Annotated in this window: 14 protein-coding genes; 8 read left to right on the forward strand and 6 right to left on the reverse strand. The window is 64.0% G+C overall.

The features are described 5' to 3' along the window. Positions 1-10 precede the first annotated feature (10 nt). Positions 11-394, forward strand: coding sequence for a PilZ domain-containing protein (locus GJ698_RS11620; RefSeq protein WP_154357770.1), 384 nt, complete (start codon positions 11-13; stop codon positions 392-394). Positions 395-419: 25 nt separating this feature from the next. On the opposite strand, the gene GJ698_RS11625 is transcribed toward GJ698_RS11620, so the two are convergent. Next, a complete protein-coding gene (locus tag GJ698_RS11625) occupies positions 420-971 on the reverse strand; it encodes a DNA-binding protein (RefSeq protein WP_154357771.1) in 552 nt (183 codons plus the stop codon). Between the two features lie 9 nt (positions 972-980). Continuing rightward, positions 981-2189: a cation:proton antiporter gene (locus GJ698_RS11630; protein ID WP_154357772.1), complete on the reverse strand. Its 1209-nt coding sequence runs from the start codon at positions 2187-2189 to the stop codon at positions 981-983. Between the two features lie 145 nt (positions 2190-2334). On the opposite strand from GJ698_RS11630, the gene GJ698_RS11635 reads away from it, so the two are divergent. Together GJ698_RS11635 and GJ698_RS11640 are read left to right on the forward strand one after the other, a co-directional pair. Further along, on the forward strand, positions 2335-3114 hold the full coding sequence (locus tag GJ698_RS11635; RefSeq protein WP_154357773.1) for a TatD family hydrolase: 780 nt from the start codon (positions 2335-2337) through the stop codon (positions 3112-3114). Further along, positions 3114-3779, forward strand: coding sequence for an ankyrin repeat domain-containing protein (locus GJ698_RS11640; RefSeq protein ID WP_154357774.1), 666 nt, complete (start codon positions 3114-3116; stop codon positions 3777-3779). The genes GJ698_RS11635 and GJ698_RS11640 overlap by 1 nt, the downstream gene beginning before the upstream one ends. 10 nt (positions 3780-3789) lie before the next feature. Here the strand turns inward: GJ698_RS11640 and GJ698_RS11645 are convergent, their stop codons facing one another. After that, positions 3790-4593: an alpha/beta fold hydrolase gene (locus GJ698_RS11645; protein ID WP_154357775.1), complete on the reverse strand. Its 804-nt coding sequence runs from the start codon at positions 4591-4593 to the stop codon at positions 3790-3792. A 162-nt stretch (positions 4594-4755) separates the two neighbouring features. On the opposite strand from GJ698_RS11645, the gene GJ698_RS11650 reads away from it, so the two are divergent. Beyond that, positions 4756-5679: a class I SAM-dependent methyltransferase gene (locus tag GJ698_RS11650; RefSeq protein ID WP_154357776.1), complete on the forward strand. Its 924-nt coding sequence runs from the start codon at positions 4756-4758 to the stop codon at positions 5677-5679. A gap of 59 nt (positions 5680-5738) precedes the next feature. Further along, entirely contained in the window at positions 5739-5987 is a 249-nt protein-coding gene (locus GJ698_RS11655) for a hypothetical protein (protein ID WP_154357777.1), read from the forward strand. Here the strand turns inward: GJ698_RS11655 and GJ698_RS11660 are convergent, their stop codons facing one another. Next, the gene (locus GJ698_RS11660) at positions 5988-6932 is read right to left on the reverse strand and encodes an alpha/beta fold hydrolase (protein ID WP_154357778.1); all 945 of its coding nucleotides are present in this window, start codon (positions 6930-6932) and stop codon (positions 5988-5990) included. 119 nt (positions 6933-7051) lie between these two features. Here GJ698_RS11660 and GJ698_RS11665 point away from each other — a divergent pair, with 119 nt between their 5' ends. Beyond that, entirely contained in the window at positions 7052-7681 is a 630-nt protein-coding gene (locus GJ698_RS11665; RefSeq protein WP_154357779.1) for a response regulator transcription factor, read from the forward strand. Here GJ698_RS11665 and GJ698_RS11670 read toward each other — a convergent pair. Then, on the reverse strand, positions 7656-10625 hold the full coding sequence (locus GJ698_RS11670; protein ID WP_166454852.1) for a sensor histidine kinase: 2970 nt from the start codon (positions 10623-10625) through the stop codon (positions 7656-7658). The genes GJ698_RS11665 and GJ698_RS11670 overlap by 26 nt on opposite strands. A 206-nt stretch (positions 10626-10831) precedes the next feature. Between GJ698_RS11670 and GJ698_RS11675 the strand changes: the two genes are divergently transcribed. Further along, positions 10832-11029 (forward strand): hypothetical protein, encoded by a 198-nt coding sequence (locus GJ698_RS11675; protein ID WP_154357781.1) that lies wholly within the window; start codon positions 10832-10834, stop codon positions 11027-11029. On the opposite strand, the gene GJ698_RS11680 is transcribed toward GJ698_RS11675, so the two are convergent. Continuing rightward, positions 11026-12147 (reverse strand): phospholipase A, encoded by a 1122-nt coding sequence (locus GJ698_RS11680; protein WP_229259948.1) that lies wholly within the window; start codon positions 12145-12147, stop codon positions 11026-11028. The genes GJ698_RS11675 and GJ698_RS11680 overlap by 4 nt on opposite strands. A gap of 149 nt (positions 12148-12296) precedes the next feature. On the opposite strand from GJ698_RS11680, the gene fusA reads away from it, so the two are divergent. Next, positions 12297-14405 (forward strand): elongation factor G, encoded by a 2109-nt coding sequence (fusA, locus tag GJ698_RS11685; RefSeq protein ID WP_154357782.1) that lies wholly within the window; start codon positions 12297-12299, stop codon positions 14403-14405. Positions 14406-14500 lie beyond the last annotated feature (95 nt).

Consider the following 14500-nt stretch of genomic DNA (forward strand, 5'->3'; position numbering starts at 1 on the left):
AAGGTAAGGAATGTCCGCTGCCAGCCCACTCGACCCGAACACCGTGCCGTTGACGCCACGGCCGACGGTGTTGTCGCTGGCGATCAAGGAAAAGGCGGCGCTGTATGCCGCCTACATGCCGTTCCTGAAAAACGGCGGCATGTTCGTGCCGACCCAGAAGCCGTACAAGCTCGGCGACGAGATCTACCTGATCCTGGCGCTGATGGACGATCCCAACAAATACCCGATCGCCGGCAAGGTCGCCTGGATCACGCCGCCCGGCGCGCACAACAACAAGGCGCAGGGCATCGGCGTGCATTTTCCGGACGACGAGAGCGGCCAGCGCGCCCGCCTGCGCATTGAAGAAATCCTCGGCGCCGCGTTGCGCTCTTCGCGCGCCACCCACACCCTGTAACTTCGCGGCATCGAGCGCGACCTGATTATCCTGGGTAAGCGCGTGGCGTAAGCTGGATCTGCCGGCTGTCCACATCAAACACTGACGAGCGGCCGCCGGACAGCACCATGCTGAACGGCGTGCTGTCGTTCAGCCCGCCGCGCGAGCTGGCTTGCAGGTGGCTGAAGTCGCCGAAGCCGTGGTCGTGCGGCTGGGCGGCGTAGGCGTCGATCTCCAGTTCTTCCACGCGCGCGGTCAGCCGCTCGATGGTGGCGCGCAGCGCGTCCAGCTCGTCTTCCTTTTCCCGTAGCGCCTGCTGGTGCTCGGCGTACAGCGCGCGGTAGCGGCGTTCGGCGTCGTCATGCAACTGGCTGGCCAGCTGCTCGACCATGGTTTGCAGGCTGCGCGCGGTATCGTCGCGCTTGATGCCGGGGTGGCTGTCGTCGTCGCTGAGTTCTTTCAGATAGCGGTGGATGGTCGACTTGGAGCCGGTGCCCAGCACATGGCGCACCGCATCGACGGACGGGTAGCGCCCCTCGGCCAGCAGCTGGTCGCGGCTGGCCTTGACTTCCGATTTCGTTAATCCGGTGCGTGCCATGTTACTTCCTCAAGAGCTGGCCTGGCTGACCAGGCCACGGTGTTGTGCGCGGTTCAGCTTAGGATACACGATGGGAATGGTCAGCATGGTGCTGCCGACAGCCATCAGCAACAGCGCGGTGAAGGTTTCGCTGGTGATGATCTGCTTGTCCAGCAGGATGTTGGCGAAGATGATTTCGATCAGGCCCTTCGATTGCAGCAGCCAGCCGATGATCGACGCTTCACCGCTCTTCCAGTTCAGCAGCTTGCCGGCGATGTGCGCGCCCGCCAGCTTGCCGCCCACCGACGCCAGCAACAGCAGGCCGCCGACGAAGAACACCGAGTAACCGCCCAGATCCCACTTGGTGCGCAGGCCGGTGCTCAGGAAGAATACCGGCATCAGCACCAGCAGCACGTTCTTGAACAGCGCGTCCAGCTGCTCCTGGCCGAACCAGTCCGCATCCATCACCACGCCGGCCAGGAAGGCGCCGACCATGAAGTGCAGGCCGGCCCAATCGGCGCCGAACGAGCAGGCGATCAGCCAGATCATGGCGACGTACCAGCGGTCGCTGTTTTGCAGGCGGTTCATCAGGCGGCGGAAGGCAAAGGTCAGCAACGCAAACGCGACCAGGAAGCCCAGCTGGCGACCGACGCGTTCCCAATCCAGCATGATCAGCGCCAGCACGCCCCAGATGGCGACGTCGTCCAGGCTGGCGTAGCGCAGGATGCGCTGGCCCATCGGCTGGCGCAGGATCTGCAGCTTTTCCATCAGCAGCACCAGCACTGGCAGCGCGGTGACGGCGCAGGCCATGCCGGTGCCCAGCATGAATTGCCAGTTGGCGGCTTTGGCGCCCATCCAGCCCTGGTAGTTCATCAGCAGCAGGGCGGCGGCGCAGCCGAACACCAGCGGCACGCCCAGCGACAGGCCGGCGGTGGTGACGCTTTCGCGGCGGTGCTGCCAGACTTTTTTCAGGTCCAGCTCGATACCGGCCAGCATCACGAACAGCATCACGCCCCATTGGGCGACGCCGTTGAGGGTTTTGACCACGTCCGGATTGAAGACGAATTTGTGGTAATCCGGGAACAAAGCGCCCATGACGCCCGGTCCGAGGATGATGCCCATGATGATCTGCACGATCACCAGCGGAGCGAAATAGTCGGTGCGCCCAAGGCGCCAGACCAGGAAAGGCACGACGAAGATCAGCAACATCGCGAGCAGGAAGATTTCGGTAGTACTCATATGTCCCCTATATTTTTGTGTAATGTAATTACATACCGCAGAGCGATACTATCCCGACAATATTAAAAATGAAAGCGTTTTCTTGATCTGGGGTGGTATCGTTTCCACAAAACGGGTGGCAGGCGCTATCAGGTACAATCGCGGCATGTATATCGACTCTCATTGCCACATCAATTTTCCTGAGCTGGCCGCTCGCATGCCTGAAATCCTCGCCAAGATGGCCGACAACAAGGTGACCCATGCCTTGTGCGTGTCGGTCGATCTGCCGGATTTCCCGCAGGTGCTGGCGCTGGCCCACGCGTATCCGCACATCTACGCCTCGGTCGGCGTGCATCCGGATTATGAGGACACGCCGGAACCGACCGTCGAACAGCTGGTGCAGCTGGCCGATGATCCGAAAATCCTCGCCATCGGCGAAACCGGACTGGATTACTACCGTCTGGAAGGCGACCTGGAATGGCAGCGCGAGCGCTTCCGCACGCACATCAAGGCGTCGCGCATCACCCGCAAGCCGCTGATCATTCATACCCGCAGCGCCAGCGAAGACACCATCCGCATCATGCGCGAAGAGGGTGCGGGCACGGAGGCGGGCGGCGTGGCGGGCGTGATGCACTGCTTTACCGAGTCGCTGGAAGTGGCGCGTGCGGCGATCGAGATGGGCTTCTATATCTCGTTCTCCGGCATCGTGACCTTCAAGAGCGCCAAGGACTTGCAGGCGGTGGCGCTGGCACTGCCGCTGGAGCGCATCCTGATCGAGACCGATTCGCCGTACCTGGCGCCGGTGCCGTATCGCGGCCGCATGAATGAGCCGGGCTATGTGGCGCACGTGGCCGAATACCTGGCCCAGCTCAAGGGTGTGTCGGTGGAAGAAGTGGCGGCGCAAACCACCGCCAACTTCCGCAAACTGTTCAACGTGGCGGCCTGATGCGGCGCACGCGGCGGTTGATCCTGCTGGGGCTGGCCTCTGCGGTGGCCGCGCCGGTCTGCGCGGCCGAGCAGAGCGACGACGAAGTCGAGTTCTTCCGCGCCGCCCAGCTGGATGGCGCCGACCGCGTCCGGAAAATGCTGGCGCGCGGCGTCAATCCCAATATACGGGACGCCAACGGCGAGACCGGCCTGATCGTCGCCATGCGCTACGAAGCGCTGGACGTGGCGCGCGTGCTGATGGCCCAGAAGGGCATCGATATCGAAGCGAAGGCGCCCAACGGCAACACCGCGCTGATGATGGCCGCCTTCCGCAACAACAAGACGGCGGTGCTGGAGCTATTGCAGCGCGGCGCGCAGGTGAACCAGAAAGGCTGGACCGCGCTGCATTACGCGGCCGCCGCCGGCAGCGTGGAAATCACCACCATCCTGCTCGACAAATACGCCTACATCGACGCCGAGACGCCGTCCGGCATGACGCCGCTGATGATCGCCGCCCGCGAAGGCCAGGAAAAAGTGGTCGAACTGCTGCTCGCACAAGGCGCCGACGCCACGCTGAAAGACGGCGGCTTCCACCTCACCGCCGCCGAATTCGCCCTCAAGGCCGACAAGCCCTGGATCGCCAAAACCATCAACACCTTCCTTGCCAACAAAAAACCGCGCTAGCGCTGCCTCGTCAAGCCTGGATTTGCAGCAGGTAGTCGTTGATGATGTCGGAGCTGGCGGAAGGCGAGCTGAGGTGAGGGCAGTGGCCGATGTTGGTGATGACGGCCAGTTCGCTGTGGGGCAGATGCTGGTGCAGCCAGTCGCCCACTTCGCGCGGGGCGATCATGTCATCGCTGCATTGCAGGATCAGCGCCGGGACGGTGGATTTTTCCACGTCCGCACGGTGATCGGCGGTGAAGGTGACGCGGGCGAAATGGCGCGAGATCTCGGGATCGTTCTTCTGGAAGCGCGTCAGCAGTTCCTGCTGCAAGACCGGCTGCCTGGGCGCGCCCATAATCACCGGCGCCATGCGCTTGATCCAGCTGTCGTAGTCGAGCTCCATCATCTGCAGCAGGCCGTCGATGTCTTCCACATTGAAGCCGCCGACGTAATCGTCATCGTTGATGAACGACGGCGACGGCCCGACCATGATCTGCGCCACAAACTTTTCCGGCGACATGATGGACGCCAGCATGCCGATCATCGCGGCCACCGAGTGCCCGACAAACACCACCGGCGCCTTCGCGTACAGGCCGATCACATCCAGCACATCCTCCGCATGGCCGTGCAGCGTGCTGTATTTCTCGCGGTCGTAGGCGCCCAGGTCGGAGCCGCCGCTGCCGGTCAGGTCCATCAGCACCACCCGGTAGCGCCCCAGGAACGAGGGGTAGATGAAGCGCCACATCTGCTGGTCGCAGCCGTAACCGTGCACAAACATGATGGTGGCGGGGCCATCGCCATGGCAATGAACGTTGTTGCGAAACTGTACAGACATGACATCTCCGTGATTAATCGCCGCTAGTATAAACGCAATAGTGATTTTTGCTTAACGATGAGCGGCGCAAATGAATTGGAGGGTATTTGCCGGCCAGTTCCCGGCATAGTGTCGCAACATTCTTCACCATAATGTCCCCAGCGCATCTACCAAGGACGACCAATGCTGAACGAACGCGAAATCGAGAGCTGCTATCTGGGGCAGTTTATTCCGGTCCACTACCATCACAATATGCTGATGGACCAAAACCGCATGCATGGCTTCAAGTCGGCCATCGCCTACGGCGTCAAGCCGGGCGCGAAAGTGCTGGAACTGGGCGGCGGTACGGGCGTGCTGTCGTGGTTCGCGGCCGCCAACGCGTCCAAGGTCTATTGCGTCGAGTTTAACCCGGACATGGTCAAGGAAGCGCGCAAATTCCTGGCGATGAACCCGAACGGCGAAAAAGTCGAGGTGATCCACGCCGACGCCTTCGAATACATGCCGCCGGAGCCGGTCGACGTCGTCATCTGCGAGATGATCCACGTCGGCATGCTGCGCGAAAAACAGGTGGAAGTGATCGAATCGTTCAAGCGCCGCTACCTGGAGCGCTTCGGCGGCCCGCTGCCGCTGTTCCTGCCGGAAGCGGTGATCATGGCGGTGCAGCCGCTGCAACAGGAATACGATTTCGAGGGCTTCTGCGCGCCGATCGTGCAGTTCCAGGAAACCGCCGCCATCTATCCGGGCACGGTGGAGCTGGCCCAGCCGGCGGTGTACAGCATCATCGATTTCAACCAGCCGAACGAGCTGATCTATTCGTGGCAGGGCAAGTTCGTGGTCGAGCGCAACGGCGAAGTCAACGCCATGCGCTTCGTCACCAAGAACATCCTGGCCGTGGTGCAGGAGCGTTCCAGCACCATCGACTGGCTCAATCCCTACATGGCGGTGCCGCTGAACGTCCCGGTCAAGGCGCGCGAGGGCGACGTGCTGCAAGTGAGTTTCCAGTACCGCGCCGGCGGTTCGATCGCCTCGCTGCAAGCCACGCTGAAGGCCGAAGTGCTGTACGAAGCCGTGTTGCAGCCCGCGCAGCACATGCCCGCCTTCGCGTAAAAAGTCCCCACGGCGGTCGTTCCGGAGCGTATATTTCGTCTTTTACGAAAGAGAAATGTATGACCGAGAACGACCAACGCTACCTGATCCAGCAAAACAAGATCGCCGACGGCGAAACCAAGCCGCCCGTGTTTGCCAAAGTCATGCGCAGCAAGGAAGGCGTATTCGAAGGCGTGTCCTTCATCAAATCGAAGGACAAGGCCTCGGTGCTGACCATCGCGGAAGCCAACGAGGCGGTCGCCTGGGCCACCAAGAAGAAGCCGAACGCCAAGGAATACGTTACCAAGATTATCTGCGTCGGCCAGTAATTACTGGATGAAGTCGACCAGCGCCGGCACCACCTGATCCGGCGCTTCGTCGATCAGCCAGTGTCCCGATCCCTTCACGATGATGCTTTTGACGTTGGTCGCATACAGTTGCGCCTGCTTGCCGAGGAAGTCGCCCGCCGATTTTTCGCCGGCGATGGTCAGCACCGGCATGGTCAGCTTGGTCTTGCTCATCGGCTCGAAATCGGCGGCATCGCGGTCGAAGTCGCTGAAGTAGGAAAAGCCCGCGCGCATACCGCCCGGCTGGGAATACGCCGCCGTGTACAGCTGGCGGTCCGCTTCCTTGATGGACTTGCCCTTGTCGGCCGAAAAGTCATTCCAGAAGTGTTCAAAGTAGATGCGCTCGCGTCCCTTCACCAGCGCCAGCGGCGTGTCGCCATAAAAGTAAAAGTGCCAGACGGCCGCGCGCGGGAAGGCGTTTTTCCAGTCGCCGATGCCGGGTACAAACGCGTCCATGACCACCAGCTTGCTGGTGTCGGCCGGGAACTGGGCGGCGTAGCCGTACGCCACCATCATGCCGATGTCGTGGCCGACCACGGCGGCCGGCTCGCTGCTGATGGTCTTGACCAGTTCGTGAACGTCGACCGCCATGGTTTTCTTGTCGTAGCCTTTTTCCGGCTTCTCCGAGCCGCCGGCGCCGCGCAGGTCCGGCACGATGACGGTGTGGTTCTTGACCAGCGCCTTCATGGCTGGAATCCACATGTGGCCGGTCTGGCCATAGCCGTGCAACAACAGCACCGGCGAGCCCTTGCCGCCAACCTTGTAGTGCAGGCGCACGCCGTTGACCTGCGCGTATTTGTCGGTAAAGCCGTCGACTTTGACGTCGATGGGGGCCGCCGCGTTGGCGCCCATCGCCGCGGCTGACAGCAGGGACGCCGCGATGCAGCGCAGGCCAAGGCGGCGGACGGAACTAAAGGTGGAAAGCATGTTTTTCTCCCGGGTGAAGTGGTGGCGATCAATGTAAGTCCGCTCCCGCCCATCTCCTATACTCGAAAGAGTAGCTACATTGAAGTATAGTCACGGAACCGTCTACATGGAGATTTGACATGGCTTCAGCCTCGCCGATCCGCGTTTTGGTGGCCGACGACCATCCGTTGATACGTGAAGGCCTGGCCGCCGTGTTTGCCTCCAACGACAACTTCGTGCTGGTGGCCGAAGCCGGCGACGGCCGGCAGGCGGTCGAGCTGTACCGCCAGCACCGGCCCGACATCGTGCTGATGGACCTGCAAATGCCGGTCATGAACGGCGCCCAGGCCATCACCGCGATCCTGGCATTGCATCCCGAGGCGCGCATCGTGGCGCTGACCACCTACGGCGGCGATGCCCAGGTGGCCCGCGCGCTGCGCCTGGGCGCGGTGTCCTATCTGCTCAAGAACACGGTGAGGAAAGAGTTGTTCAGCTGTCTGACGACGGTGCACGCCGGCGGCCGGCCGCTGCCGCCCGAGGTGGCGGTGAAACTGGCGGCGCGGCCGGCCTGCGACGCCTTGAGCGCGCGCGAGGTGGAGGTGCTGCGGCTGGTCGCCAAGGGCAATTCCAACCGCCGCGCCTCGCTGCTGCTGGGCGTGACCGAAGATACGGTCAAGGGTCACATGAAAAGCATCCTGTCCAAGCTGGCCGCCAACGACCGCACGCATGCGGTGATGATCGCCATCAACCGGGGGATTTTCGGCGTTTGAGCTGGTCGGCGTAGGCGACGCGGCCGGGCAGGGTGAGTACCCATTCGGTGCCCGCGCCGGGTTCGCTGCGCACCTGCAGCCTGGCTTTCAGGCGTTTGGCGCGTTCGCGGATGCCGGGCATGCCCCAGTGGTCCTCGCGTTCGCCGCTGTCCAGCACCTCCGCCGGTATCCCGCCGCCATTGTCGCGCACCACCAGGCGCAGCTCCCGCGCGCTATAGATGACCTGGGTTTCGATCAGCGTCGCCTGGGCGTGGCGGTAGGCGTTGACGATGGCTTCGCGGGCGATCGCCAGCACTTCTTCCTGCGCGGCGGGATGCAAGGCGCGCACCGTGCCTTCCACCCGCAGGCGCATCGGCATGGCGCCGGGCGGCTGGGCGCGGCAGGCGGCTGCGGCCAGCACTTCGGCCAGGTCCTGTTCGCAGTGATCGTTGCTGCGCAGGTCGCGTACGCGGTCGCGGCCCTCGTGCAGCACGTCGTCGGCCCGTTGCAGCGCTTGCTCGATCAGTTCGCGCGCCGGCTCCGGTTCGGGCAGGCGCATGGCGGCCGCGTGGACGTGGAGAATCAGCCCCTGCACCGATTGCAGCAGCGTGTCGTGCAGCTCGCGTGCGATGCGTTCGCGCTCATCCAGCCGCTCCTGCATCCTGGCGGTCAACTGCGCCGTCATCCGCCGCAGCCGCAGGCGGTAGGCCAGCCAGCACGCGGCCAGCACGGCCAGCGCACACAGGCATTTGAACCACCAGGTTTGCGTGACGGTCGGTTCGATCTCGAAATCCAGCGTCGATACGCCCTTGTCCCATTCGCCCGCCTCATTGGCGGCCTGCACCTGGAAATGGTAGCTGCCGGCGTCCAGATTGCTGTAGTAGGCGGTGCGGCGGCGGCCCGCTTCCTGCCAGCGCGTATCGACCCCGTCCATGCGATAGCGGAAACGCACCCGCTCCGGCATTCCCAGCGCCATTGCTGTGTACTCGATCTGGAGCGAGCCGCTGCCGGGCGGCAGCCGTGTGCCTGGAACGGCGGGGCGTAGCTGCCCGGCCGCGCCGAGTTTGCGGATGATGACCGGCGGCGCGGGCCGGGCGGCGTGGCCGGCGGGATCGAAGCGGAACAGGCCGGTTGTGGTGGTGACCCAGAGGTAACCGTTCGTGGCCCGCGCCAATGTAGGCGTCGGCGCCAGGAAGGGCGCCGTGCCTTCCAGGCCATCCAGGCTGTCGATCCGCTCATAGCGCAGGCGGTATCCCGGCGTGTTCAGCAGCGTGGCGATTTCCGCCGCCGGCAAGCGGAACAGGCCGGACACGGCGTTGATCCACAGATCGCCGTTGGCCAGTTCCACCATGGTGTTGACGCCGCTGAAGGTCTGGCCATCGTTGCCGGTCACGGTGATGAAGCGCTCGCCCTGCCGCCGCGCCAGGCCGTTCTCGCCGCCGGCCCAGACGTGGTCGCCGCGAGCATGGATGGCCAGCACCGCGCCAAGCTGAACGCCGTCCGCCGGACCATACACGCGCCAGCCCTGGCCGCTCTGCCGCACCACGCGGTTGCGCGGATAGGCCAGCCACAGGTCGCCGCCGGGACCGGGCGCCATCGCGCGGGCGGGCGCCTCGGGCAAGCCATTGCTGCCGTCCATCCTGGTCCAGCTGCCATGCTCATCCTGCCTGAAGATGCCGAACAACAGCAGGGAAATCCATAGCCGTCCCTGGCGATCGCGGGCGATGGCGCTGAACTGGACGGCATTCAGGCCGTCGGGCAGGGCGACCCGGCTGACGCGCTCGCCATCCTTGCGCCACAGGCCGCCGAAGCCGCCGAGCCACAGCACGCCGTCGGGATCCAGATAGGCGCAGTGAATCTGATCGGTCCAGTAGCTGGCGGCCGCCGGCCACAGGGGACTGGCGGCAAAGTTGCCGTGTTCCTGCCGTTCCAGGTGCGTGCGTCCGGCCCACATGCCGCCCTGGCTGTCGGCGGCAATCGGTAGCCGGCCGGGATGTTCGGTGACCGGGATACGGGTCAGGCGCTTGGCGCGGAAGCGGTCGACGCCGTTCGCGGTGGTCACCCAGACATTGCCTTCGCGGTCTTCCAGCAGCGCGGTCACGGCGCCGCCGGTCAGGCCCTGTTGCGGGCCGGTGACGGCCGTTCCGCGCGCCGTGTGGTATTCGACGCCGTCCTGCCGCCCGGCCCACAGGTTGCCGGCGCGGTCGAACAACACGGCGCCGACCTCGCCGTGCAGCTGCCAGCGGCGCGGCGCGACGCCGTCGGCCGGCGCGGTAAGGCGGTTGAGCCGGTTATTCTGCCCATCCCAGCTCCAGACGCTGCCATCGGGCACCTCGGCCACGACACCCACGCCGCTCTGGCGCGGCACGCGGACAAATCGGCTGGCGCCGGGCGCCAGCGTGGCGATGCCGTCGTCGCCCTGAACCCACAGCACGCCGTGGCGGTCGCGCATCAGCGTTTTGTAGGTCGAGCGTGTCAATCCCCAATCCGCCTCGGCGGCATGCCAGCGTTCGCCGTCGAGATAGAACATGCCGCGCGGAGTCGCCGCCCACATGCGGCCGCTGGCGTCCGGCTCGATGCCCCAGACCGAGACGCTGCGCGGCAGGCCGTCGTGCTCGTCATAGCTGCGCAACTTGCCCTGGGTAAGCCGGCTCAGGCCGCCGAAGCGGTAGCCTATCCATAAATCGCCCGCGGGCTGGGCGCTGAGGATGCTGATCGAGTTGGCCGGCAGCACCAAGTCGGCGTAACGCTCGAAACGCGCGCCGTCGAAGCGGAACAGGCCGTTGGGACCGCCGAACCACAGCCAGCCGTCGCTGGTCTGCGCCATGGTCATGGCCATGGCCGGCGCGCCGTCGCGCGTGGTCCAGCCGGCGTGGTGGAGGTCGATCGGGCCGGGCGTGGCGGCGTGCGCCGGCGGCAGCAAGGCTGCCCACCATAGCAGCAGCCGGACCAGACGCCGTCCCAAGGTAGTGGAATTGCCGTTGCACGCAGCCGCCATAGCAGGAAATATTGTTGTTTTTATGATTCTATCCCAAGCCGCCGCGCCGTTTATCGGCCAAAAGCGCCCTTGGACGCTGTATTTTTGCAGTTGGTCGCACGGCGATTGTCCGCCGGACGCCGCGCCGTTAAGGTACGCAGCATAGACAACATTAACCGAATCGGGAGCTTCTCATGCTGAGTTTTGTTTTGTGGCTGGTGCTGCTGTTCCTGTGCTGGCCGCTGGCCTTGCTGGCGCTGGTGCTCTATCCGTTGCTGTGGCTGATTACCTTGCCGTTCCGCCTGATCGGCATCGGCGTCGAAGGCGTGTTCGAACTGCTGCGCGCCGTGGTCATGCTGCCGGCGCGCATCCTGGGCGGCAATCCCCGTTAAAACTTGACCAGGAAGCCGGCGCCGATCGATTTCTGCGAGTAGTTGTAATCGATCAGGCTCTGGCCGTAGCCGCTGAAGGCTTGCACATAGCCGTTCAGGTTGGCCGCCACCGGGAAGGCCCAGCCGGCCTGCAAGGCGCCGTGGCCGGTCGAAATATTCCGGCGCGCCAGCAGCGACAGCTCGTGGCCGTCGAAGCGGTAGGTGGCGCGGATGTCGCCATGGCCCATGAAATCGGTGATATCGATGTTGTCGTTGTCCGAGCGTGCGTTGTCCAGCCGCTTCCACAGGCGGAACGAGACGCCGAACTTGCCTTTTTCCGCCCCCACTTCCGCATAAATCCGGTTCCAGCTGCGCGACAGCGTCGAGGTCTGGCCGTTCGACTGGTGGTTCAGCGCCAGCGTGGCGTAGCGCACGTCGAGGATGCCCAGGTCCAGGTTCAGCGGCGTGGTCAGCATCAGCTCGGGCTGGTAGTTGGTTTCGCGGAACGGGCTGGAGGCGGCGCGGTTGTAAGCCTGCCAGAAACTGTTCTGGGTGTAGCCGAACCACAGGTCGACCGGGGTGCTGAGCAGCTGCTCTATCATCTTCATCTTGAAACTGATCTGGTATGTCAGCTCCACGTGCTTGGATTTGATGCCGCCGGGCGTAAAGTCCTGAAAAGGCGTATCGTTGGAGCTGGTGCTGTAATTGGCCAGCAATAAATAGGTGGGACGATGGGGGCGGAAATTGAACACGCCGCGTTTCGACGAGCGGTCCAGCTCCCATTCCTGCACCATGCGCGACACCGTGTCCTCCGGCGGTATGGTGGTCAGCTCGGCGACCTTGGGCGACACCTTCGGTTCCGGCGGCGGACCGGCCGGCTGGGTACGGGCCGGCGCATCGGCCGAGGCGACCGTGCCGTTGTTGGCGTCGGCGGCGGGCGCGACGATGGCGTTGGCGCCGGCGGCCTGGACCGCCGGTGCGCTCTTCGACAGGCCGTCGTAACAGGCCAGGCGCGCGCTGGCGTCGCCGAGGACCGAGCAGCGCTCCAGTCGCAGTTCAAGGTCGGAAGCCTGGGCTAAAGCCAGAGCCGGAGCCATGCCTAAAGTCAGGAACAGGGTGGTTTGGGGGCGTACTCGCATGCAGATTGTCCAGGTGAGAGGTAAGCTAACGGATTATGTTACAGACTACATTAATTGCCATTAATCATGTCGCACGCTAATGAGGTCTTGAATTCGGCACGGAGTGCCGCACCTGAGACTTCCCAAGTTGTACACCCAAGGAGATCGTAATGACCCGCAAGACCCCCATCGAGCGTTACCGCAACATCGGCATCAGCGCGCACATCGACGCTGGCAAAACGACGACGACGGAGCGCATCCTGTTTTATACCGGAGTCAACCATAAAATCGGTGAGGTACATAACGGTGCCGCCACGATGGACTGGATGGAGCAGGAACAGGAACGCGGGATCACCATCACCTCGGCTGCGACGACCGCCTTCTGGAAAGGTATGGCCGGCAATTTCGCCGAGCACCGCATCAACATCATCGACACCCCCGGCCACGTCGACTTTACCATCGAAGTGGAGCGCTCCATGCGCGTGCTGGACGGCGCCGTGATGGTGTACGACGCCGTCGGCGGCGTGCAGCCGCAGTCGGAAACCGTGTGGCGCCAGGCCAACAAGTACAAGGTGCCGCGCATCGCCTTCATCAACAAGATGGACCGCGTCGGCGCCGACTTCTTCCGCGTGCGCGAACAGATCGCCAACCGCCTGAAGGGCGTGGCCGTGCCGATCCAGGTGCCGCTGGGCGCCGAGGACAATTTTCATGGCGTGATCGACCTGGTCAAGATGCGCGCGATTAACTGGGACGACGAGACGCTGGGCGTCAAGTTCACCTATGAAGACATCCCGGCCGACCTGCAGGCCGTGGCCCAGGAGTGGCGCGACAAGATGGTCGAAGCGGCCGCCGAAGGCACGCCAGAACTGCTGGAAAAATACCTGGAAGGCGGCGTGCTGACCGAGGAAGAGATCAAGCAGGGCCTGCGCCTGCGCACCATCCGCAACGAGATCGTGCCGATGCTGGCCGGCAGCGCCTTCAAGAACCGTGGCGTGCAGGCCATGCTGGATGCCGTGATCGAATATCTGCCGTCGCCGGTCGATGTGCCGGCGATCGCCGGTACCGACGAGGACGACCAGCCGATCGAGCGCCATCCGACCGACAGCGATCCGTTCGCGGCGCTGGCGTTCAAGATCATGACCGATCCGTTCGTCGGCCAGCTGACCTTCTTCCGCGTGTATTCGGGCGTGGTGAATTCCGGCGACACGGTCTATAACCCGACCAAGTCGCAGAAGGAACGCCTGGGCCGCATCCTGCAGATGCACGCCAACGAGCGCAAGGAGATCAAGGAAGTCTACGCCGGCGACATCGCGGCGGCGGTGGGCCTGAAGGGCGTGACCACCGGCGACACGCTGAGTTCGCCGGAGCATGTGATCGTGCTGGAAAAAATGATCTTCCCCGAGCCGGTGATTTCGCAGGCGGTGGAACCGAAGACCAAGGCCGACCAGGAAAAAATGGGCATCGCCCTGAACCGCCTGGCGCAGGAAGACCCGTCGTTCCGCGTGCATACCGATGAGGAATCGGGCCAGACCATCATGTCCGGCATGGGCGAGCTGCACCTGGAGATCCTGGTGGACCGCATGCGGCGCGAGTTCAGCGTCGAGGCCACGGTCGGCAAGCCGCAGGTGGCTTACCGCGAAACCATCACCAAGACCGCCAGCGACGTCGAAGGCAAGTTCGTCAAGCAGTCGGGTGGACGTGGGCAGTATGGCCACGTGGTGCTGACGGTCGAACCGCTGGAGCCGGGCAAGGGCTACGAGTTCGTCGACGCCATCAAGGGCGGCGTGGTGCCGCGCGAGTTCATCCCGGCGGTGGACAAGGGCATCCAGGAAACGCTGAAGCAGGGCGTGCTGGCCGGCTATCCGGTTGTCGACGTGCGCGCCACGCTGACGTTCGGCTCCTACCACGATGTCGACTCGAACGAGAACGCCTTCCGCATGGCCGGTTCGATGGCTTTCAAGGACGGCATGAAGCGCGCCGGACCGGTGTTGCTGGAGCCGGTGATGCAGGTCGAGGTGGAAACGCCGGAAGAGTTCATGGGCAACGCCATGGGCGACCTGACGGCGCGGCGCGGCATGGTGCAGGGCATGGACGAGATCCCTGGCGGCGGAGGCAAGATCATCCGCGCCTCGGTGCCGCTGGCCGAGATGTTCGGCTACTCGACCACGCTGCGTTCGCTGACGCAAGGCCGGGCGACCTACACGATGGAGTTCAAGCACTACGCTGAAGTGCCGAAACATATCCTCGACCAGATCGCGGTCACCAAGGCCCGCGCGTAACCCAATCCGGGGTCAGTTCTGCCAATCGCACACGAGCCCTGCCGTAGCAGCCGCTACGGCAGGGCTCGTGTGCGATTGGCAGAACTGACCCCGGT

This window comes from Duganella aquatilis, assembly GCF_009674565.1.
GTDB lineage: Bacteria > Pseudomonadota > Gammaproteobacteria > Burkholderiales > Burkholderiaceae_D > Rugamonas > Rugamonas aquatilis.

Excerpts from the sequence above, each read along its gene's own strand:
- fusA (WP_154357782.1), top strand. The coding sequence starts at position 12,297 with ATGACCCGCAAGACCCCCATCGAGCGTTACCGCAACATCGGCATCAGC.
- GJ698_RS11635 (WP_154357773.1), top strand. The coding sequence starts at position 2,335 with ATGTATATCGACTCTCATTGCCACATCAATTTTCCTGAGCTGGCCGCT.
- GJ698_RS11655 (WP_154357777.1), top strand. The coding sequence starts at position 5,739 with ATGACCGAGAACGACCAACGCTACCTGATCCAGCAAAACAAGATCGCC.
- GJ698_RS11650 (WP_154357776.1), top strand. The coding sequence starts at position 4,756 with ATGCTGAACGAACGCGAAATCGAGAGCTGCTATCTGGGGCAGTTTATT.
- GJ698_RS11660 (WP_154357778.1), bottom strand. The coding sequence starts at position 6,932 with ATGCTTTCCACCTTTAGTTCCGTCCGCCGCCTTGGCCTGCGCTGCATC.
- GJ698_RS11645 (WP_154357775.1), bottom strand. The coding sequence starts at position 4,593 with ATGTCTGTACAGTTTCGCAACAACGTTCATTGCCATGGCGATGGCCCC.
- GJ698_RS11620 (WP_154357770.1), top strand. The coding sequence starts at position 11 with ATGTCCGCTGCCAGCCCACTCGACCCGAACACCGTGCCGTTGACGCCA.
- GJ698_RS11675 (WP_154357781.1), top strand. The coding sequence starts at position 10,832 with ATGCTGAGTTTTGTTTTGTGGCTGGTGCTGCTGTTCCTGTGCTGGCCG.
- GJ698_RS11625 (WP_154357771.1), bottom strand. The coding sequence starts at position 971 with ATGGCACGCACCGGATTAACGAAATCGGAAGTCAAGGCCAGCCGCGAC.
- GJ698_RS11640 (WP_154357774.1), top strand. The coding sequence starts at position 3,114 with ATGCGGCGCACGCGGCGGTTGATCCTGCTGGGGCTGGCCTCTGCGGTG.
- GJ698_RS11665 (WP_154357779.1), top strand. The coding sequence starts at position 7,052 with ATGGCTTCAGCCTCGCCGATCCGCGTTTTGGTGGCCGACGACCATCCG.
- GJ698_RS11630 (WP_154357772.1), bottom strand. The coding sequence starts at position 2,189 with ATGAGTACTACCGAAATCTTCCTGCTCGCGATGTTGCTGATCTTCGTC.
- GJ698_RS11680 (WP_229259948.1), bottom strand. The coding sequence starts at position 12,147 with ATGCGAGTACGCCCCCAAACCACCCTGTTCCTGACTTTAGGCATGGCT.